This window comes from Sphingomonas sp. IBVSS2, assembly GCF_002127225.1.
Classification (GTDB): domain Bacteria; phylum Pseudomonadota; class Alphaproteobacteria; order Sphingomonadales; family Sphingomonadaceae; genus Sphingomonas.
In genome coordinates this window covers 38,576-57,120 of sequence record NZ_NFUR01000001.1, presented here as the reverse complement: position 1 = coordinate 57,120, position 18,545 = coordinate 38,576, and the positions used below count along the sequence as shown (strand labels likewise).

The following is an 18,545-nucleotide window of genomic DNA, read 5'->3' as shown; positions in this document are numbered from 1 at the left end:
GATGATCGAACTGACACGCCGTGGGTTGCTGGGCGCGGGCGCCGCGCTGGCGCTGCCCTGCCCTGCCTTCGCCCAGGCGGTGGAGGGGCTGAACGCGGTGGCGAAGACCAAGGGCATGCGCTTCGGCTCCTGCTTTTCCTGGAGCCCGCCGGGCGCGGATCGTGGCTCCTTCGCCAATCCGAGATATGCCGAGCTGCTGAAGCGCGACTGCGGCATCCTGGTGCCCGAGAACGAGTTCAAGTGGCAGGCGATCCGGCCGGATGCCAAGACCTTCAACCTCGACCATTTCTCCGACATGCTCGACTATGCCGAGGCCAACGGCATGGCGATGCGCGGCCACACCTTGCTGTGGCACAAGACGCAATATTTCCCGAAATGGCTGAACGACCATGATTTCGGCGCCACCCCGGCAAAGGAAGCCGAGCGCATCCTGGGCACGCACATCCGCACGCTCTGCAAGCTCTATGCGAACCGGGTCACCAGCTTCGACGTGGTCAACGAGACGGTGGAGGAAGGCACGGGCGCGCTGCGCACCTCGTCGCTGTCCAGGGCGTTCGGCGGGACCGAGGCGATGCTCGACTTCGCCTATCACACCGCGCGCGAACATGCGCCGGGAGTGGAGCTGGTCTACAATGATTACATGAGCTGGGAGCCCGGCAACGAAGGGCACCGCACCGGCGTGCTCAAGCTGCTCGAGGGGTTCCGCAAGCGCGGCATCCCGTGCGACACGCTGGGGGTGCAATCGCATATTGGGCTGACCGAGGGCGCCACGGTGGGCGCGCTGGTGAGCCGGCAGGAAAAGCCCTGGCGCAGCTTCCTCGATGGCGCGGTGCAGATGGGCTACAAGCTGGCCATCACCGAATTCGACGTGAACGACAAGGCGCTGCCGACCGATGCGAAGATCCGCGACGGGATCATCGCCAATTATGCCGCGGCCTATCTCGAGATCCTGTTCTCCTATCCGCAGCTCAGGGACGTGCTGGCCTGGGGCATGTGCGACCGCTTCACCTGGCTGAACGGCTTCACCCCGCGCAGGGACGGGACGCGGCAGCGCGCGACGCCCTATGATGCGGAATATCGGCCCAAGGCGCTCCATGGCGTGATCCGCGATGCCTTTGCGGGCGCCGCGGCACGATAATTAGGTCGATCTTGTCCAAGATCGTTCAGAAAACTCATGCTAGGGCTGATTCGAAGGATCCGGAACAAGGGGTGGAACGATGGCGGCGGTGGCCGCGAGCCAGGAACCAAGCTTCGAGGCGCTGCTGGCCGGCGATCTCGACACGGACCAGTTGCACGCCCTTGCCGACCATATTGCCGCGCGCCACGCCGCATCGCCAAAGGGGGACGGCGCGGCCTTTCGGAAAATGCTCGCGCTCGCTGCGGCCAGCGATGCCCAGCGCGACGAGCTTGCCCGCCACCAGGATTCGATCGCCCGCCGCATCGCCGCCGGCCGGGTGCGCGCGGTGATGGGCGAGCCGGCGGACCTGCTCCACGATTTCGCCAGGCCCGTGCTGGAAGTGATGCGCGGCGGCATGGCGGGCGAAGCGAACACGCTGGCCAACCGCTATCTCGACATCGCGCCGCAGGGCGCCGCCGGCTGGTCGCTGCTCCCACTCTACCTCTCGCTGCGCGCGAGCGCGGACGGCGACGCCGAACTGGCCGACAGCCTGCTCGCGCCCGCCAGGCCGCGGCTGGTGGTGATCGGCGGGCTTTCGGGCACCGGCAAGTCGACGCTGGCGCGGTTGCTCGGCAGCCGCATCGGCCGCCTCCCCGGCGCCCGCGTGCTGCGCTCCGACGTGTTCCGCAAGCGCCTGGCCGGCGTGAGCCCGGAAACCAGGCTGCCGCCCAGGCATTATACGCGTCACAATGACGACGAAACATATGAAGCCCTGTTCGAATCCGCCGACGATCACCTCGCCTGCGGCAACAGCGTGATCCTCGACGCGGTGTTCATGAGCCGCAGCGAACGCGACGTGGCCGAGGCGCTGGCCGATCGCTATCGGGCGGCCTTTACCGGCATCTGGCTGGAAGCGCCCGAGCGCGACCGGATCGCCCGGGTCAACGCGCGCACGAACGACGCCTCGGACGCGACGGAGGCAGTGGTGCGCGAGCAGTCGCGCCGCTCGGTAGGCGAGATCCATTGGCATCGCATCCGCGTGAACCGCCCGCAGGAGCTGATCGTCGCCGCCGCGCGCGCCGCGCTGGACCGGACGCGCGGATGACGATTGCGACGTTGACGCTCAACCCGGCGCTCGACGTGACCACCTGCACCGAGAAGGTGCGCCCCGGGCACAAGCTGCGATGCACCGCGCCGCGCTTCGATCCGGGTGGCGGCGGGATCAACGTGGCGCGGGTGGTGACGCATCTCGGCGGCCGGGCGATGGCAGTGTTCCCCAGCGGTGGGCCTACCGGCGCAACGATCGTCTCGTTGCTCGAGGAACAACGGGTGCCGATCCTGCCGGTGCCGATCGCCGGCACGACCCGCCAGAGCTTCACCGTCGACGAGGGCCGGCCGGGCGACCAGTATCGCTTCGTGCTGCCGGGCCCCGAACTCGGCACGGACGAGCAGACCAGGCTGCTCGACGCGCTGTTCGGCGTGGCGGACGCGGATCATATCGTGGTGAGCGGCAGCCTGCCGCCGGGCTGCGACCCGGCGATCCTGAAGCGCATCGCGGAACGCTGCCATGCGGCGGGCGTGAAGCTGGCGATCGACACGTCAGGGCCGGCGCTGGCTGCGTGCGAAGGCGCCCGGGCATGGCTGATCAAGCCGAGCCTGCGCGAGGCGGCGGACCTGCTCGGGCGCGAAATCGCCGGCGCGGCGGACGAGATGGCGGCGGCGCGCGCGCTGCACGATCGCGGCTTTGCGGAGCTGGTGGTGATCTCGCTTGCCGAACGCGGGGCGCTCCTGGTTGGCAAGGATCAGGAACTGCGCCTGCCAGCGATCCCCGTGGAAGCCAAGGGTACGGTTGGCGCCGGGGATTCGATGGTGGCGGCCATCATCCTCGCCTCGGCAAAAGGCAAGGGGATCGAGGAAGCGCTGCGCTACGGCATCGCCGCAGGCGCGGCGACGCTGATGACTCCCGCGACCGAGCTGGCCCGCAAGGAAGATGTGGAACGGCTCTATGCCGGGACGGTTTCCTGAGCCGCATCGGCGCGGCAGAACAGGCTGTGCATCGCTTCCAGCATGTGCCGCGCCTCGTCGCTGGCCAGCGAATAGAAGATCATCTGGCCGTCGCGGCGCGCGGCGACCATCCCCTCGCGACGCAGGAGCGCGAGCTGCTGCGACACGGCGGTGTCGCGCGCGCCGGTGAGGCGCGCGAGTTCGCCCACCGACTTCTCGCCATCGAGAAGGTGGCACAGCAACAGAAAACGGCTTCGACCCGACAGCGCCTTCAGGAACGACGAGGCGCGATCGACCACGGCGATCATTTCGTTCTTCACGGGGCGAACAGCTAGGGCGCCGCAACGCCGGTTGCAACCGCTATCTTGCGGGAAAGACAAAGGAATTCCATTCGAGTATGAAGGTATCCCCGGCTGGAAGAACTTAGACGGGGTTCCCATATCCCGCCAGTGTCCCCTTTGTTTCCCGCGCTTTTCGAAGAGTCCCTGCCCCGCGGCATCGAACAGGCGAAGAATATCCTTGGCCCGCGCGAAGAAGCCGATCTGATTCGGTTTGTCGACGCAGCCGGGCTGGCACCGTTCCGCTTTCGGCAATGGCAGGGCAAGCGGCTGACGCGCAGTTTCGGCTGGCGCTACGACTTCACCGATTCGAGCTTTGCCGAAACCGAAGCGATCCCCGACTGGCTGCTGCCGCTGCGCGCCCGCGCCGCCGCACTGGCCGGGCTGGAGGCGGATGCGCTCGTCCAGGCGCTGGCCATCCGCTATGACCCGGGCGCCGGCATCGGCTGGCATCGCGACCGGCCGGTGTTCGAACATATCGTCGGCATATCGCTCGGCGCGCCCGCGGTGCTGCGGTTGCGCCGGCGGCGCACGGACGGGAAGTTCGATCGGGCCGAGCTGCCGCTGGCGCCGCGCGGGGCCTATCATCTCCATGGCGAGGCGCGGCATCGCTGGGAGCACAGCATCGCGCCGATGGGCGCGCCGCGCTGGTCGATAACGTTCCGGAGCCTGGCCGGGCAGCGTCCTCCCCTGGATGACGGGGGAGAATATGAGGCCCCGATCTAGAGCGCTCCGAAATCGATCGGCCCATCCTTGTCGAGCATCTTCGATTGATCGGCGAGCGGGTATTTCAGTCCCGTCGCGCAGTTGAACAGCACCACCTTCTCCTCCGGCGAGACCAGCCCCTCGGCCAGGGCCTTGCGCCACGCCGCCAGCGTCGCGCCGCCTTCGGGGCAGAGCAGCAGCCCATCCTTGCGCGCCGCATCGTCGACTGCCCGGGCGATGCTCTCGTCGCTCACCGCCATCGCCACGCCGCCGCTTTCCCGGACGGCGTCGAGGATCAGGAAATCGCCCACCGCCTGCGGCACGCGAATGCCCATCGCGATGGTGTGCGCATCCTCCCACCGGGTCGCATGGCGCTCCCCCACCTCGAAGGCGCGGACCATCGGCGCACAACCTTCGGCCTGCACCGCGATCATCCGCGGACGCTTCGCGCCGATCCAGCCCAGCGCCTCCATCTCGGCAAAGGCCTTCCACATGCCGATCAGGCCGGTGCCGCCGCCGGTGGGATAGAAGATCGCATCGGGCAGCTCCCAGCCGAGCTGCTCCGCGAGCTCGAGGCCCATCGTCTTCTTGCCTTCGATGCGATACGGCTCCTTGAGCGTGGAGAGATCGAACCACCCCCGCTCCTTCGCCCCCCGGCCCACCAGCTTGCCGCAATCGTCGATCAGCCCGTTGACCCGATAGACGCGCGCTCCCTGGGCGGCGATCTCGCGCACATTCACTTCGGGCGTGTCCGCCGGGCAGAAGATCACCGACTCGATGCCCACCCGGCTGGCATAGGCGGCCGCCGCCGCACCGGCATTGCCGTTGGTCGGCATCGCGATGGTGGCGACGCCCAGTTCCTTCGCCATGGCGATCGCCATGACCAGCCCGCGCGCCTTGAAGGAGCCGGTGGGCAGGCGCCCCTCGTCCTTGACCCAGAGATGGCTCGCCCCGGCCTCGCGCGCCAGCCCGTCGAGCGGGATGATCGGCGTGGCGATCTCGCCCAGGCTGACCAGATTCTCCGTCCGCCGGACGGGAAGCAGCTCGCGATATTTCCACAGGTCGGCGGGACGGCCGGCGAGCGCTTCCCTCGGCAGCGCGGCCTTCACGCCCGCAAGGTCGTAACGCACCAGCAGCGGCCGGCCGGCGCGGGAAAGGCCGTGCAGCCGGTCCGCCTCGTAGCGCTCGCCGGTCATCGAACATTCGAGATGGGTGACGAAGGTGGGACGGTCGGTCGTCAGATTGGCGTCGTGGCGCAAGATGCTACTCCGGATGGGCGAGCGATTCCTCCGTCGGCGTATAGGCCGATCGTTTCCCCGGCACATCCGGAACATCGGTGGCGAAATAGGCGACGCCCGTGCCGGCGGCGCGATCGATCCACAGGCCGGATTTGAGGCCATAGGCATCGCCCGAATGGCCGAAGCGCCTGCGGCCGTCGCCGAACGGATCGTCACGGCAGCCCGGGGCGCCGGTGGCGGTGAACATCATCGCCAGTCCATAGCCGCAGGTGGCGCCGGCGCTGGGCACCGCGACCGAGATATCGCCGCCGACATCGCCGTCATGGCCATCCCAGGTCCAGAGCGGCGTCTCCAGGATGCGGACCGAGGCGGGGCGCAGGATGCGCGCCCCGTCGAGCCGGCCGCCGCCGAGGAACATGCGGCCGATCCGCGCCAGTCCCCGTGCCGAGATGCGCAGCCCGCCCTGGGGCGAGAAGATCGCGCCGTTGCTGCCCGGGCGCCAGGCGGCCAGGTTGCAGCCGCCGTCCCGCGCCGGGGTGACCGGACATGCCGGCGCCGAGCCGCGATTGTCGTCCTTGGTGGCAACGCGCCCGCGATACTGGACGACGGCACGGGCAGCGGTTCCGGGCCGGCAGCTCGCCCAGTTGTAGCAGGCATCGAGCTTCATGGGCGCGAAGACCAGGCGGTCCATCAGCCGGTCGAACCGCTCGCCGGTGGCGCGCTCCATCACTGCGGCGATCACGGGGAAGTTGAAGTTGGTATAGGCCCACCAGCTGCCGGGGGCATGGCTGGCGTCCCAGGCCTTCGGGTCCTCCAGCACCGCGCGCATATCCGCATCGAGGGGCAGGACATAATCGACCCGGTCGGTGAGGCTGGAGCGATGCGAGAGCAGCAGGCGCAGGCTGATCGGCGCGTCGGGAAAGGCCGGATTGCGCAGCTTCCAGCCGAGCCAGCGCGAGACATCGGCATCGAGATCGACCCTGCCCTGCTCGACCAGCCGCATCACGCCGATCGCGACGACCAGCTTGGAGATGGAAGCGATCCGCACGGGATCGTCGGCGGTAACCGGCCTGGATGCGGAAATGTCGGCCAGCCCTTTCGCGCTGACCGACATCTCTCCCCCCGCATTGAACGTTACCCGGACCGCGGCAACCGGGTCCGATGCCGCCGCGAGCAGGAGCGCGGCGGCGATCATGCCGGCTCCATCACGGCGGATGGAGCCGGCACGACGATCACTTCAGGCTGATGCGGATGCCCGCGCGGAACTGGCGGCCGAGCATGTCCGAATAGGTGGTGTTCGCCGCCATGCCGGTTTCCGGCACGAGCAGCGGCCAGCGATTGAACAGGTTGGTGACGTTGATGAAGAACTGCGCCTGGTTGCCGCCGAAGGGCACGGTCTGCGTCAGGTTGAGGTCGACGTAGAACAGGCCCGAGACGCGGTTGTTGTCATAGGTGGGGAAGTTGGTGGTCGAGACCGGGCAGCCGCTGGTGCACTCGATGCCGTTGGCGACATATTTGCCCGCGCTGACGCCGCGGCCGGTGACGGTGGCCGAAAAGGTCTGGGTCTCGTAGGTCGCGCTGCCGCGGAAGATCCAGGTCGGCGTGCTGGCCTGGCCGCCGTTCGCACCAACGGTGTTCACGGCCACGCTGCCGGCGATGCCGGTATCGGAGAGGTTCTCGATATAGCGCGTCGCCACGCCCTTCAGCGTGAAGGTGCTCGCGGCACCCAGCGGGATCCGATAGGCCGCATCGAAGTCGATGCCGCGCACCAGCTTGCGCACGAAGTTGAACGGCTGGCTGCGGATGAGCAGGTACGGCGCACCCGGCAGCGAACGGACCGGGTCGTTGGTGATCGCCGCGCAATAGACCGTATTGCCGTCGGAGCAGCGGTTGACGATTTCCTGCGCGCTGATCGAGTCGATCGCCCCCGCCAGGTTGATGCGGAAATAATCGGCCGACGCCGTGAAGCCCGGCAGGAAGCGCGGCGAGACCACCGCACCGATGTTCCAGGAATTGGCGATTTCCGGAAGCAGGTTCGGATTGCCCGTGGTCAGGCCCGAATAGCCCCAGGTCGCCGGGCCGTTCAGGCCGTCCGAGGTGTATTTGGGATTGCGCACCGAATCGCTGTTGGCGGTGCCGGCCTGGTACAGCTCGTTCAGATTGGGCGCGCGAATGTCGCGCGAACGGGTCACGCGGAAACGGATGTCCGGGATCGGCGCCCAGGTCGCGCCGAGCTTCCAGGTGGTGACATAGCCCGAGTTGGAATAATCGGTAGCCCGGACGGCGCCGTTGAATTCGAGGCCGAAGCCCAGCGGCACCACCGTCTCGAGATAGGCTTCCTTCACGCTATATTCGCCGGTGAAGGGCAGATAGTTGCCCACCGACCATGCGTTGGTCGTGCCGGTGGTGGTCACGATCGGCTGGAATTCCTTGGGCACGGTGCCGCGGATCTTCTCCTTGCGGACTTCGCCGCCGACCGAGACGCTCACATCGCCCGCCCAGGTGGCGAACGGCGTGACCGACCAGTTGGTGCCGGCGACGAACTGCTCCATCACCTGGTCGCGATAGGGGTTGCCCAGCACATAGTTGATCGCATCCTGGCTGGCGACGCCCACGCCCATGCGGTTCAGCGGCACGCAGTTCGGATCGTCGTTGGTCGTAATGGCATCGACGTTGATCAGGCACTGGATCGAGCCGGTCGTATAGCCGCGCGCATTGCCGGCCGGGGCGAAGGCGGCGTTGGTCGCATTCGCCATGCGGGTCAGGTTCATGATGTTGCGGAGCTGCTCGCGCAGGTCGGAACGGCCATATTGGGCATAGACGTCCCAGTGCGCCGGCCTGCCGAACGCCTCGAAGCTGCCCTCGGCACCGACGACATAGCGCTGCACCTTGCGCTCGTTGGCGATCGCGCGGAACGGCAGGTCGGCGGCGGTGGTCGCCAGCGTGAGGCCGGTGACGCCGGCAAGCCGCGCCGCGCCGAGCGACTGGAGCGCAAAGGCGTTGCAGGTCACGGGGACCGGAACGGTGGTGCAGCCGGTGGTGTTGATCGCGATGCCGGTCGACAGGTTCGGGCCCGCGTTGAAGAACACCTTCTGCCGGTTGTACGAGCCTTCGGCGAAGAGCTCGACGCCGTCCGCGACCTCGTAGCTCAGCCGGCCGAAGACGCCCCAGCGATCGTCCTTCGGCATCAGGCCGATGCGGGTACCGGAATCATTGACCTGCCAGGAACCGCCCTGGACGAGGCTCGGCGCCGACGACCCGGACGCCCGGGTGAACGCCGGATAGGCGAAGCTGCCATAGTCGAAGGTGTTCACTGCCCCGCCATAGCCGAAATACAGGCCGCGCAGCGCATTCGCGGAGCCGCCGGCCGAGCCGGTGATGAGGCCGCCGGGCGTCGAGTTCGCCGCGCCGATCTGGCGCCGGGTGGTGATGAACTGCGGCGTCGTGCTGGTGCTCGTCCAGTTGGGATCCTGGATGCGCACATAGCCGGTGTGATTCCACTCGCGGTCGTCGCCGACCTCGAAGATGCCGTCCTGGTGCGCGATGTTGGCGCTGAGCAGGATGTGGCCGCGGCCGCCGGCAAAGGATTTGCCGCCCGCGATGCTGGCCGAGTAATTGCCGCCATCGCCATAGGTGGTGATGCCGGTATCGGCCTCGATCTTCAGGCCGTCGAGCTTCTTGTTGAGGACGAAGTTCACCACGCCCGAGACAGCGTCCGAACCATAGGCCGACGAAGCGCCGCCGGTGACGACCTCGACGCGGTCGACCAGCGCCTGCGGGATGGTGTTGATGTCGACCCAGCCATAGATGGTGGAGCCGACCGAGCGGCGGCCGTCGAGCAGGACCAGCACCCGGCCTTCGCCCAGGTTGCGCATGTTGAGCGCGTTGATGCCCGCCGAGCCGTTCGACAGGTTGAGGCGCGAATTGGCCGGCTTGGTCGAGCCGGCGAGCTGGGGCATCTGGTTGACGAAGTCGGCGATGTTGTTCGTCGGCGACGTGTTCTGGATATCCTGCTGGGTCAGCACGGTGAGCGGCGTCGGGGCCTGGAAGCCGTCGCGGCGGATGCGGGTGCCGGTGACGAGGATCTCGCCCTCCTCGGCGGCAGGAGCCGCCTGGGCAGCCGCCTGGGGCGTCTCCGGATCGCTGGTCTGCGCCCAGGCCGGCAGCGCGATCGCCATGGCCGCGAAAGCCGTGCTGCTGGCCAGAACCTTCCTAAACGCCGTTGCTTCGATCATTTCCTAAAACCCCCTGAAGCCCGCAATATCCCGCGCGGTGAAAGGGCATTAGGTACCAAGAATGTTGCGGCGCGCCATAGTTTCTGTTCCCCGCGCCATAACCCCGGGGCATCAAATGTGACAATTGCCCACGAAAACGTGACAGGACTGCAACACAAGCCTGTCAGACTGGCCATTGACTGCGTGCCCGCCCCGGCCGAGCGTTAGGGAAACCAGCCCCAGGGGAGCCCTTGATGCCGCATTTCGACCGTCCGGTGCCGCGTGACTGACGCGCCGAGTCTTCCCGCGGCGGCGGCGATCCGCCCGGGTTTCGGCCGGCTGGCGCTGTACCTGCTGCTCGGTTTCGCCGCGGGCCTGCCCTTCTACATGTTCAACGCCGTGCTGCTGCTGCGGCTGGCCAAGCACGGCGTGGACATCGTGACGGTGGGCTTCTTTGCCTGGGTGGCGCTGCTGCCGACCTTCAAGTTCGCCTGGGCGCCGCTGCTCGACAAATATGACGTGCCGGGCTTCGGCCGCTTCTGGGGCAAAAGGCGCGGCTGGATCATGCTGTCGCAGCTGGGCATCTTCCTCTCGACCGTGGCGATGGCGCTCACTTCGTCCGATGCCAATCTGCAAGTCACCGCGCTGTTCGCGGTGCTGCTCGCCTTCTGGACCACCACGCTGGAAGTCGCCGCCGACGCCTGGCGCATCGAGCTGGCGCCGACCCAGGAGGAGCAGGGCCCGATGGTGGCGGCGAACCTGTGGGGCTATCGCAGCGCCATGGTCGCGGCCGGCAGCGGCGCGATCTACATCGCGGCGAAGAGCGACTGGACCACCGCCTATCTGGTGATCGCGGCGGCCGCCTTCCTCCCCTTCCCCATCCTCGCCTGCATGCGGCCCGATACCGGGCATGGCGGCGGGCGCGGCACGGCGCTCGTCACCGGCATCCTCGCCAGCGCGGTGGTGCTCGGCGGGAGCCTCGTGGTCACCGCAGCGGTCGGCTGGGCGCTGCTCGCCGCGATGGGATCGGTCGGGCTCGATAACCCGGACATCGTCAAATACTGGGTATTCGCCGTCGCGCTGCTGCCGTTCATGGCATTGGGCGCGGCGGTGCCGTGGATCCGGAAGCTCCCGCCGAGCCACCGGCTGCTCACCACGTCCGGCCTCGCTCCCTATCTCAACGTCGCCTGGCGCTATGGGCTGGTGGTGATCCCGATCCTGCTGTTCGTCTCGGTCTATCGCATGGGCGACGTGATGGCGCTCACCCTCTCGCACCCGCTGTTCAACGCGCTGGGCTACAGCCTGGAGGCGATCGCGGTCGCCGACGGCGCGGTGGCGCTGCTCTCGTCCATGCTCGGCGTGGCGCTGGGCGGCTGGCTGGCGGCCAAGGCGCCGATGGGCTGGGCGCTGGTGATCGGCGCGATCATGTCCGCGCTCAGCAACTGGATCTTCGCCTGGCTCGCCTATCAGGCGCCGGGCGGCCCGGTCTGGTTCTCGTTGCTCGGCGTGCAGGTGACGGCGGGCGATTTCGACCTGTACCTCGCCATGGCGCTCGACCAGTTCGGGCACGGTTTCGAGGGGGCGGTGTTCGTCGTCTACCTGTCCCTGCTGGTGAACCCGCGCTTCCCGGGCACGCAATATGCGCTGCTCTCCGGCCTCGCCTTCCTGATCCCCAGGCTGCTCGCGGGCCTTTCCGGCGTCTTCCAGAAGGCGATCGGCTATGACGGCTTCTTCATCATGGCGGGCACGATGAGCGTCGCCGCGCTGGTCTTCGTGCCGTTCATCGTCCGCGCGAAGCCCCGGCCCGACGGCGATGCGGTGGCGGCATGATCGACACGGCCTTCGCACCCGCCGCCGCGGCGGTGGCCGCCGGGCGCATCCCCGGCGCGACGCTGGGCGTGGTGGCCGCGGACGGGCGGCGCTGGGTGACGCATGCCGGCATGGCCGCGCTCGTCCCCACACCCGAGCCGCTGACGCTCGACCATTGGTTCGACCTTGCCTCGGTCTCCAAGGTGGTGGCGACGACGACGATGATCCTGCGCCTGGCCGAAGAAGGGCGGATCGACCTGGACGCACCGCTGACCACGGCCATCCCGGACCTGCGGCAATATGACGTGGCGGGCGCCTATGAACGCACCCTCACGTTCCGGGATTGCCTGGCGCACCGCACGCTCTTCCCCGCGGTCGAGCCGATCTACACCTATGGCGGCGATCCCGATCGGCTGCGCGCCTTCGTGCTCCAGCGCGAATGGAAGCACATTCCCGAGCCGGTCTATTCGGACATCAACTTCCTGCTGCTCGGCATCGCGATCGAGCGCGTGACGGGCAAGGCGCTGGGCGAATGGCCGCTGGGCCCGGGCCTGAGCTACGGCCCGCCGCCGGGCCCGGCCGTGGCGACCGAACGCTGCATGTGGCGCAACCGCGTGCTCAAGGGCGAGGTGCATGACGAGAATTGCGCGGCGATGGGCGGGCAGACCGGCCATGCCGGGCTGTTCGGCACCGTGGCCGGCGTGCTCGACTTCGCGCAGGGCGTGCTGAGCGGCAGCTTCTCGCCCATGATGCTCGCGGCGATCCGCACGCCCCAATATTCGCACCGTACCTGCGGCTGGGAGCGCAAGTTCGCCGGCTGGTCGGGCGGGCAGGCCTGTTCGGACGAAACGATCGGGCACACCGGCTTCACCGGCACCGGCCTGTGGATCGATTTCGAACGCGGGCTCGCCTGGACGCTGCTCACCAACCGCGTCCATCCGACCCGCCATTTCGACAGCGGCATCTTCGTGCTGCGCCCCGCGACGGGGGATGCCGTCATCAACGCCTGGGAGGCTCCATGATCTCTTTGCTCGCCCTCGCCATCGCCCTGTCCGGGCCGGATAGCGACACGCCCACCCCTGCCGACCGGCTGGCGCACGACCAGATGCTGGTGCTCGACACGCATCTCGACACGCCCGAACTGTTCGAGCATCCGGGCTGGAAGTTCGATCGCTGGCACGACCGCGACTTCGACAAGAGCCAGGTCGACCTGCCGCGCATGGAGCAGGGCGGGCTCGATGGCGGCTTCTTCGTGGTCTATACCGGCCAGGGACCGCTCACGCCCGAAGGCTATGCCAAGGCACGCAACGCGGCGCTGACCCGCGAGATGTGGATCCAGCGCGTCGTGGCGGCCAACGCCGACAAGATGGAATTCGCGACCACGCCCGAGGATGCCTATCGCATCGCCAAGGCGGGCAAGCGCATCGTCTTCCAGTCGATCGAGAACAGCTATCCGCTCGGCACCGACCTGACATTGCTCAAATGGTATTACGACCAGGGCGTGCGGATGGCCGGGCCGATCCATTTCCGGAACAACCAGTTCGGCGACAGCGCCACCGACAAGGTGAAGCAGTGGAACGGCCTCTCCCCGCTCGGCAAGCAATGGGTGGCCGAGATGAACCGGCTGGGCATGCTGATCGACGTCAGCCATTCGTCGGACGACGTGTTCGACCAGGCGCTGGCCCTGTCCAAGGTGCCGATCATCGCCTCGCACTCCGGGCCCAGGGCGATCTTCAACCATCCGCGCAACCTGGACGACGAGCGCATGCGCAAGCTCGCCAAGGCGGGCGGCGTGCTGCAGGTGAACAGCGTCTACCTGGTCGAGGGCGACCATGACGAGGCCCGCAACAGGATCTCCGACCGGCAGGACGACTGGTGGGCGCTCTCCGCCGCCGACCAGCGCCAGCTGATCGCGGACAAGGCCAGGGCGGACGCGACCAACCCCTATCAGGGCGCCGATTTCGAGCTGTTCATGAAGAGCCTGCTCCATTGCATCGCGGTGATGGGCGTCGACCATGTCGGCATCGGCGCCGATTGGGACGGCGGCGGCGGCGTGCGCGGCATGGAGGACATCACCGCCCTGCCGAAGATCACCGCCCGCCTGCGCCGCGAGGGCTTCTCCGATACCGACATCGAGAAGATCTGGAGCGGCAACGTGCTGCGCGTGCTGAAGCAGGCGGAAGACTGGGCCGCGAAAAAGTGATCCGCTTCTCCCTCTCCCCTGGAGGGGAGAGGGAGAAGGCTAGTTTCCCGCCGCCACGATGTTCAGGGCGTCGTCCATATATTTGGTCGCGCTCGCATCCTGCGGCACGTCGTTGGCGTAGAAGGCGAAGGTGTAGGTCTTGCCGCTGGCCGCGGTGAAATAGCCGGCAAGCGCATTGGTGGCGTTGAGCGTGCCGGTCTTGGCGAAGACCTTGCCCTCCAGCGGCGTGCCCTTGAAGCGGCGGGCCAGCGTGCCGTCAACCCCGCCGATCGGCAGCGTATCGCGGAACTGCGCCCCCCAGGGCTGGACAGCGACCCAGCGCAGCAGCAGCACCGAGCCGCGGGGGCTCACCCGGTTGTAGCTCGACATGCCCGAGCCGTCGGAAAAGTCCCAGGCGGTGCGCGGCACGCCCGCCGCGGCGAGCATCTTCCCGACCCGGGCAACGCCTTCGGGAATCGAGCCGCTGCCGCCCTGGAACTGCCCGATGCGGCGCAGCGCCAGCTCGGCGTGCAGGTTCTGGCTGACCTTGTTGATGTGCTTCAGGTCCTCGGCGAGCGGCGCCGGCGTGAGCGCCGCGAGCGGCACCGGAAGCCTGGACAGGGCGGCGCGGGCCGCCGCATAGCCGGGATCGGCCGGATCGTCCTGCGGCGTCACCGGGCGATGGCGCACCTCGACATGCCCCTTCACCTTCACCCCGCGCGCCTCCAGCAGCGCCTTGAGGCGCCAGGCGGCATAATCGGCGGGATCGTCGATGCCGAGCTTCCAGCTCTTCGGCTGGGCATCCGCGCCGATCGTGCCGGTGATGCGAAGCTGCTTGCCGTTGGGGTCGCGGTCCCAGCCGAGCCGGGTCTCGCTGCCCGGCACGGTCCTCGCCGCGTTGGTCACGGCGAAATAGGGCCAGAGCTCCACCCTGGCCGCCTCCCCCGCCCGGGCCGGCGAGACGGTTAGCTTCAGCTCATTGTCGTCGAGCGTCAGCGCCGAGATGCCGGTGCCCGACGCGCTGGGAATGTTGTTCCAGCTCATTCCCGGGCTCCAGCGCTGGTCCGGGAAGAAGGTGTCGTCGCCGACGATGTTGCGGACCTGCTTCGTCTTCGCGGCGACCGCGTCGGCGAGCGTGGCGAGGCAGTCGACCGTGCAGTCGTCCGCGCTCGACAGGCGGGCATCGCCGCGCCCCTCCAGCACCACATCCTCGCCCTCCAGGCGCACCGCGGCGCCGCCGATGGCATCGGGCTGGTCGATGCCGGGCAGGTTCGCGAAGGCGGCGGCGGTGGTGTAGACCTTGGTGTTCGAGGCGGGGATGAAGCGGCCGTCGGGATTGATCGCGACGATCTCCCTGCCCGTGTCGTCGGCCACGACCAGGCCGAAGCGGGTGCCGGTCGGCGCCTCGGCGAGCTTGGCGGCGACGCGCTGCTCCAGCGTCTGCTGGGCGAGCGCGGGAGTGGCGAGCGTAAGGGCGATGCCGAGGACGAAATGCTTCATGCCGCGAGCGTAACTCCCGCCACCGGGCCTGCAAACCCGCGATCATTCAGAGGAGTCGCCCGGGCATAACCATGGCGCATGCCGGCATTGTACGGGCGACATCGGCCCGGCACCTTCGCGGCATGAACCTGATGCGGGCCACCTTGAAACCCCTGGCCGCGACGGTGGTGGCGTTCGCCCCGCCGGCGCTGGCCCAGACCGACGACCTGGCCACGGCGCTCGCCCTGCCGGTCGCCAGCCAGATGGCCGGCGCACGCGACGTGCCGCGCTTCGCCTGGGTGGAGAACCGCGCCGGCGTGCGCAACCTGTGGGTGGCGGACGCGGGTCGGCAAGCCCGGCAGGTCACGCGCCATGCCGAGGACGATGGCATGATGCTCTACGATCCGGCGCTCAGCCCCGACGGCCGGCGCCTGGCATATGTGCGCGGCGGGGACGACGAGTTCCCCGACGGCAAGATTCCCAATACCGCCTCGGCCGCGTTCACGCCGGGGCAGCAGGTGTTCGTCGTTGAAGACGGTGGAGATCCCACACCGATCGGAGACGGACACCTGCCCGTTTTCTCGCCCGACGGGCAGCGCATCGCCTTCACCCGGCGCGGGGAGCTGTGGCTGTGGCGGGCCGGCAAGGCGGCGCGCATCGCCGCGGTTCCGGGCGAGGTCAGCGACCTGAAATGGACGCCCGACGGCAAGCGACTGCTCTTCGTCGACAATCGCAACGACCGTGCCTTCGTCGCGCTGCTCGACGCGGACGGCGGCCGGCTGACCTATATGGAGCCGGCGCTCGGCTATTCGGTGGAGCCGGCGCTTTCGCCCGGCGGGGACCAGGTCGCCTATATCCAGTATCTCGATCCGCCCGCGGGCGCGGCGCGGGACGGCGGCCCCTATTGGTCGATCCGGGTGGCCGATGCCGCGACGGGCAAGGCCCGCACGCTGTGGACCGCCCCCCAGGGCATGGGCGGCCGCTATTATGGCACGCGCCAGCACAATCTCTGGTGGAGCAAGGGGGGCCGGCTGCTCTTCCCCTGGGAGCGGAGCGGCTTCCTGCACGTCTATGCGATCGACGCGGCCAAGGGCGGCGAGCCTAGGGCGCTGACTTCCGGCAGCTTCGAGGTCGAGACCTTCGTGCTCGGCGCCGACGACATGGTGACCTTCGCCGCCAATGCCGACGAGGCGGACAGGCGGCATTTCTGGCAGGTGCCGGCAAGCGGCGGGACGGCGAAGCGCGTGACCGACGGCAAGGGCAGCGAGAGCCTGCCGGTCCTTGCGGGCGGGCTGCTCGCGGGGATCGCCGCCGATGCGCGCCATCCGGCCCATCCGGTGCTGGCGAAGGGATTGGCGCCGCTGGGCGAAACGGCCGAGATGAAGGGCGCGATCGCCCCCGAGGCGGTGACCTATCGGACCGAGGACGGAGTGACCGTCCACGGCCAGCTGTTCCGCGGCCAGGGCAAGGGCCCGCGCCCGGCACTGATCTTCGTCCATGGCGGGCCGCGGCGCCAGATGCTGCTCGGCTTCCATCACGCCCAATATTATTCGAACGCCTATGTGATGAACCAGGCGCTGGCCGCGCGCGGCTATACGGTCCTCTCGGTCAATTATCGCAGCGGCACCGGCTATGGGCAGGCATTCCGGGATGCGCCGGGGATCGCCCGCGACGGCGCTTCCGAATATCGTGACGTGCTCGCCGGCGGGCGCTGGCTCGCGGCGCAAACGGACGTGGCGCCGGACCGGATCGGCATCTGGGGCGGCAGCTGGGGCGGCTATCTGACGGCGCTGGCGCTGGCGCGGAACAGCGACCTGTTCAAGGCGGGCGCGGACTTCCACGGCGTCCACACCCTGTTGCGCAATGTCGAGAACAACCTGTCGCCCGAGCAGCAGGCCGCCGCGCGGCAGAAGCAATGGGACAGTTCGCCGATGGGCGCGATCGGCACCTGGCGCTCGCCGGTGCTGCTCGTGCACGGCGATGACGACAGGAACGTCGATTTCGGCCAGTCGCTGCTGCTCGCCCGCGAGCTGGCGGCGCGGCGCGTGCCCCACGAGGAACTGGTATTCCCCAATGAGCGCCACGAATTCTTCCGCTATGCCGACTGGCTCACGGCCTATCGCCGCACCATCTCCTTCTTCGACGCGCATCTGAAATGAGGTGGCTGATGGCGGCGGCGGCACTGGCCGGGGCAAATGGGGCGCAAGCGCAGGAACAGGAACGCGCGACGCTGATCCACGGCGCGCGCGTGTTCGACGGCACCGGCACGCCGGCAAGGCTGCGGGACGTGCTGATCGAGGGCGACCGGATCACCCGGATCGGCAGGAAGCTGCGCGTGCCCGAGGGCACCGCGGTGATCGACGCCACGGGGCTGACGCTGATCCCCGGGCTGCACGACCTGCACATCCACACCCGGCGCGAAGCCTTTGCCGACGCCGCCGCGCTCCACCGCTTCTACCTGCCCTATCTGCGCGCGGGCGTGACGAGCGTGAACGAATTCTCCGTCTCGGCCGCGATGATGGCCGGGATCCGCGCGCTCCAGGCCGATACGCCGCGCCTCACCCTGGCGGTGCGCCTGGGCGTGCCGGACGGGCATGGCACCGAGAGCCAGTTCACCAATGCGATCACGCTCCAGGTGACCAGTCCGGCCGAAGCCCATGCGGCGATGGCCGGGGCCCTGGCCCACAAGCCCGACATGGTGAAGGTGTTCAACGACGGCTGGCGCTATGGCGACCCCGACCGTCCCGACCGGCCGAGCATGGACGAAGCGACCCTGGCCGCGATCGTGGCGGATGCGCACGCAGCGGGCATCAGGGTGATGACGCACACCGTGACGCTGCAAGGGGCGAAGATCGCCGCGCGGGCGGGCGTGGACTCGGTGGCGCACGGTGTGGGCGACGCACTGGTCGACGACGAGCTGATCGGCCTGATGCGGAAACACCGCATGGCCTATGTCGCCACGCTGGCGACCTATGAGCCGCTCGAGACGCGTGCGCTGGCGCCCGAGGAGCTGGCGCTGCTCACGCCCGAGCAGCGCGACCGCGAGGCGGCGCGGCTGGCCAAGGGCGGGGCGATCGCGCCCTATGACAGCAGGCGCTGGGAAATCATGCGGGAGAATATCCGCCGGCTGAAGGCGGCCGGAATCCGCATTGGCGTGGGCACGGACACGGGCATCGAAGGCGTCTATCCCGGCTTCGGCGCGCTGCGCGAGATGCGGCTGCTGACCGAGCTCGGCTTCACTCCGGCCGAGGCGATCGAGGCCGGCTCGCGGGTGAGCGCCGACATCATGGGGCGCCGGAAGACCGAAGGCAGGATCCACAAGGGCATGCGCGCCGACCTGGTGCTGACCGGCGGGACGCCGGACCTGACCTTCCGGGACCTCTACTCGGTCAAGCGGGTTTGGGTGGCCGGCAAAGAGGTTTCGCTGGACTGACTCCCCTCCCTTCCAGGGAAGGGAAC

14 protein-coding genes are annotated in these 18,545 nt (G+C 68.6%); 9 read left to right on the top strand and 5 right to left on the bottom strand.

Features of this window, described 5'->3' with window-relative positions; translation table 11 throughout:
* The first annotated feature begins 1 nt into the window (after position 1).
* The 3 genes from CAP40_RS00245 to CAP40_RS00235 all read left to right on the top strand — a co-directional run bounded on the left by CAP40_RS00245 (position 2) and on the right by CAP40_RS00235 (position 3,142).
* Positions 2-1,138 carry an endo-1,4-beta-xylanase gene (locus CAP40_RS00245; protein WP_086127366.1) on the top strand — a complete coding sequence of 379 codons (1,137 nt, stop codon included), beginning with the start codon at positions 2-4 and terminating at the stop codon, positions 1,136-1,138.
* A gap of 79 nt (positions 1,139-1,217) precedes the next feature.
* Complete coding sequence (locus CAP40_RS00240) at positions 1,218-2,222, top strand: AAA family ATPase (RefSeq protein WP_086127365.1); 1,005 nt, start codon at positions 1,218-1,220, stop codon at positions 2,220-2,222.
* Positions 2,219-3,142, top strand: a complete 924-nt coding sequence (locus tag CAP40_RS00235) for a 1-phosphofructokinase family hexose kinase (protein WP_086127364.1) — start codon at positions 2,219-2,221, stop codon at positions 3,140-3,142. The genes CAP40_RS00240 and CAP40_RS00235 overlap by 4 nt, the downstream gene beginning before the upstream one ends.
* On the opposite strand, the gene CAP40_RS00230 is transcribed toward CAP40_RS00235, so the two are convergent.
* Complete coding sequence (locus CAP40_RS00230) at positions 3,121-3,429, bottom strand: helix-turn-helix transcriptional regulator (RefSeq protein ID WP_086128371.1); 309 nt, start codon at positions 3,427-3,429, stop codon at positions 3,121-3,123. The two genes, CAP40_RS00235 and CAP40_RS00230, sit on opposite strands and share 22 nt — an antisense overlap.
* A 141-nt stretch (positions 3,430-3,570) precedes the next feature.
* Between CAP40_RS00230 and CAP40_RS00225 the strand changes: the two genes are divergently transcribed.
* Positions 3,571-4,185 carry an alpha-ketoglutarate-dependent dioxygenase AlkB gene (locus CAP40_RS00225; RefSeq protein WP_306298537.1) on the top strand — a complete coding sequence of 205 codons (615 nt, stop codon included), beginning with the start codon at positions 3,571-3,573 and terminating at the stop codon, positions 4,183-4,185.
* On the opposite strand, the gene CAP40_RS00220 is transcribed toward CAP40_RS00225, so the two are convergent.
* The 3 genes from CAP40_RS00220 to CAP40_RS00210 are packed head-to-tail and all read right to left on the bottom strand — an operon-like array spanning position 4,182 to position 9,580.
* A complete protein-coding gene (locus tag CAP40_RS00220) occupies positions 4,182-5,423 on the bottom strand; it encodes a threonine synthase (protein WP_086127362.1) in 1,242 nt (413 codons plus the stop codon). The two genes, CAP40_RS00225 and CAP40_RS00220, sit on opposite strands and share 4 nt — an antisense overlap.
* A 4-nt stretch (positions 5,424-5,427) precedes the next feature.
* Positions 5,428-6,597, bottom strand: a complete 1,170-nt coding sequence (locus CAP40_RS00215; protein ID WP_086127361.1) for a serine hydrolase — start codon at positions 6,595-6,597, stop codon at positions 5,428-5,430.
* 37 nt (positions 6,598-6,634) lie between these two features.
* Complete coding sequence (locus tag CAP40_RS00210; protein ID WP_256923945.1) at positions 6,635-9,580, bottom strand: TonB-dependent siderophore receptor; 2,946 nt, start codon at positions 9,578-9,580, stop codon at positions 6,635-6,637.
* A gap of 318 nt (positions 9,581-9,898) precedes the next feature.
* On the opposite strand from CAP40_RS00210, the gene CAP40_RS00205 reads away from it, so the two are divergent.
* From CAP40_RS00205 to CAP40_RS00195, 3 genes are read left to right on the top strand one after another with little or no spacing between them, the layout of a single operon-like run.
* On the top strand, positions 9,899-11,446 hold the full coding sequence (locus tag CAP40_RS00205; protein ID WP_256923944.1) for a permease: 1,548 nt from the start codon (positions 9,899-9,901) through the stop codon (positions 11,444-11,446).
* A complete protein-coding gene (locus tag CAP40_RS00200) occupies positions 11,443-12,447 on the top strand; it encodes a serine hydrolase (RefSeq protein ID WP_086127359.1) in 1,005 nt (334 codons plus the stop codon). Before CAP40_RS00205 ends, CAP40_RS00200 begins: the two co-directional genes overlap by 4 nt.
* Positions 12,444-13,628, top strand: a complete 1,185-nt coding sequence (locus CAP40_RS00195; protein WP_086127358.1) for a dipeptidase — start codon at positions 12,444-12,446, stop codon at positions 13,626-13,628. The genes CAP40_RS00200 and CAP40_RS00195 overlap by 4 nt, the downstream gene beginning before the upstream one ends.
* A gap of 39 nt (positions 13,629-13,667) precedes the next feature.
* Here CAP40_RS00195 and dacB read toward each other — a convergent pair whose 3' ends face one another.
* Positions 13,668-15,107 (bottom strand): D-alanyl-D-alanine carboxypeptidase/D-alanyl-D-alanine-endopeptidase, encoded by a 1,440-nt coding sequence (gene dacB, locus CAP40_RS00190; protein ID WP_086127357.1) that lies wholly within the window; start codon positions 15,105-15,107, stop codon positions 13,668-13,670.
* Positions 15,108-15,229: 122 nt separating this feature from the next.
* On the opposite strand from dacB, the gene CAP40_RS00185 reads away from it, so the two are divergent.
* On the top strand, positions 15,230-17,245 hold the full coding sequence (locus tag CAP40_RS00185; RefSeq protein ID WP_256923943.1) for a prolyl oligopeptidase family serine peptidase: 2,016 nt from the start codon (positions 15,230-15,232) through the stop codon (positions 17,243-17,245).
* Complete coding sequence (locus CAP40_RS00180; protein ID WP_086127356.1) at positions 17,242-18,519, top strand: amidohydrolase family protein; 1,278 nt, start codon at positions 17,242-17,244, stop codon at positions 18,517-18,519. The genes CAP40_RS00185 and CAP40_RS00180 overlap by 4 nt, the downstream gene beginning before the upstream one ends.
* Positions 18,520-18,545: the final 26 nt, after the last annotated feature.

Bases quoted from the DNA above. Each gene is read 5' to 3' on its own strand.
- CAP40_RS00185 (WP_256923943.1), top strand. From the start codon at position 15,230: ATGAACCTGATGCGGGCCACCTTGAAACCCCTGGCCGCGACGGTGGTG.
- CAP40_RS00240 (WP_086127365.1), top strand. From the start codon at position 1,218: ATGGCGGCGGTGGCCGCGAGCCAGGAACCAAGCTTCGAGGCGCTGCTG.
- dacB (WP_086127357.1), bottom strand. From the start codon at position 15,107: ATGAAGCATTTCGTCCTCGGCATCGCCCTTACGCTCGCCACTCCCGCG.
- CAP40_RS00200 (WP_086127359.1), top strand. From the start codon at position 11,443: ATGATCGACACGGCCTTCGCACCCGCCGCCGCGGCGGTGGCCGCCGGG.
- CAP40_RS00245 (WP_086127366.1), top strand. From the start codon at position 2: ATGATCGAACTGACACGCCGTGGGTTGCTGGGCGCGGGCGCCGCGCTG.
- CAP40_RS00235 (WP_086127364.1), top strand. From the start codon at position 2,219: ATGACGATTGCGACGTTGACGCTCAACCCGGCGCTCGACGTGACCACC.
- CAP40_RS00195 (WP_086127358.1), top strand. From the start codon at position 12,444: ATGATCTCTTTGCTCGCCCTCGCCATCGCCCTGTCCGGGCCGGATAGC.
- CAP40_RS00215 (WP_086127361.1), bottom strand. From the start codon at position 6,597: ATGATCGCCGCCGCGCTCCTGCTCGCGGCGGCATCGGACCCGGTTGCC.
- CAP40_RS00210 (WP_256923945.1), bottom strand. From the start codon at position 9,580: ATGGCGATCGCGCTGCCGGCCTGGGCGCAGACCAGCGATCCGGAGACG.
- CAP40_RS00230 (WP_086128371.1), bottom strand. From the start codon at position 3,429: ATGATCGCCGTGGTCGATCGCGCCTCGTCGTTCCTGAAGGCGCTGTCG.
- CAP40_RS00180 (WP_086127356.1), top strand. From the start codon at position 17,242: ATGAGGTGGCTGATGGCGGCGGCGGCACTGGCCGGGGCAAATGGGGCG.